The 1,060-nt window shown below is 35.8% G+C and carries 1 protein-coding gene and 1 pseudogene; both read right to left on the bottom strand.

Features of this window, described 5'->3' with window-relative positions:
• A pseudogene (locus DWX65_RS14785) lies at positions 1-285 on the bottom strand (DUF6033 family protein); the annotation flags it as partial.
• Positions 269-1,060 (bottom strand): DUF4885 family protein (locus DWX65_RS14790; RefSeq protein ID WP_118173749.1); only part of this gene is annotated, 792 nt, incomplete at its 5' end. The pseudogene DWX65_RS14785 and the gene DWX65_RS14790, both read right to left, overlap by 17 nt.

Here is a 1,060-nt window from a genome sequence, read left to right on the forward strand (position 1 = left end):
TGACAAAAGAGAACTGTTTATATTTACGGAATAATCCCTGCTTCGTAAACAATCGTATTTTTGTGTTAAATAGTTCTTATATTCATGGGCATTCTTATATGTCCTGCCCGTTTTGTTTCCAGCATTTTGTGTATTGCCATAACTATTCGTATATGACGCATATGTTCCTATTCCTGTAACTGCCATATTAACATATCTCCTTTCATTATTCGGAGTCCTTCCAACTATGCCACCTGTTGGATTTCTCTCAGAATCAATATAATATTGATCACACGCTATCTTCAAATATACTTTGACTAATACCTTTCATCCACATATTCTGCGTTGCTCCATATCCTCTTTCCTGCCCTATATCATACAATCCACTGCTGTCAAATCCTATTTTTAATACCAAATCATTTTCTTTCTTCCAGCCATTTTTAGCATATTGCAGCCATCTCTTAGAATAAAGTTCATACCCTGCACCATTTTTAGATTTTTCCTTAAACAATGCCAGTAAATCTGTACCATCCTCTGCAATAAAAGTACCATTTTTATATGTCGCATTGCGTGCATCATATCCAGTTGTCTCATACACTTCATGCCATAAAGAATATTGGTTTGCCTTTGTCATATTTGCCTGCGAATTAACAATTTCATTATCTGCATCATGCATACAAATCCACGCATGCGTCCAAATATTTTTTGCATTATCTCCTTCATTCAGCAATTTTTCTATCTGCGATAATGTATCTCTATCTGCATTTCCCGACACCGTTAGTTGATATGTATATGGGTCAATAGAAAATACCAAATCTGCCTGTTTTGATATTGATATCCCATTCTTTGAAAGTAGATTTGAAATTTGCTGATTTACAACACTTCTGGCATGCTGTTTTTCCCTGTCAGTATTGCGTACATAACCAACACTTCTTGAACCACCTGTATATACATCCTTGTAATTCCTTAATGCATAATCATACCGTGCAAATCCACCCACAGGTTTTCCTCCGGATTGTAACATTCTTTTCTCTGTACGGTAAGCTATGGAACGCTGGTCTTCTGTCATATATGAGCAAAA

This window comes from Roseburia sp. AF20-18LB (assembly GCF_003461185.1).
Classification (GTDB): domain Bacteria; phylum Bacillota; class Clostridia; order Lachnospirales; family Lachnospiraceae; genus Roseburia_C; species Roseburia_C amylophila.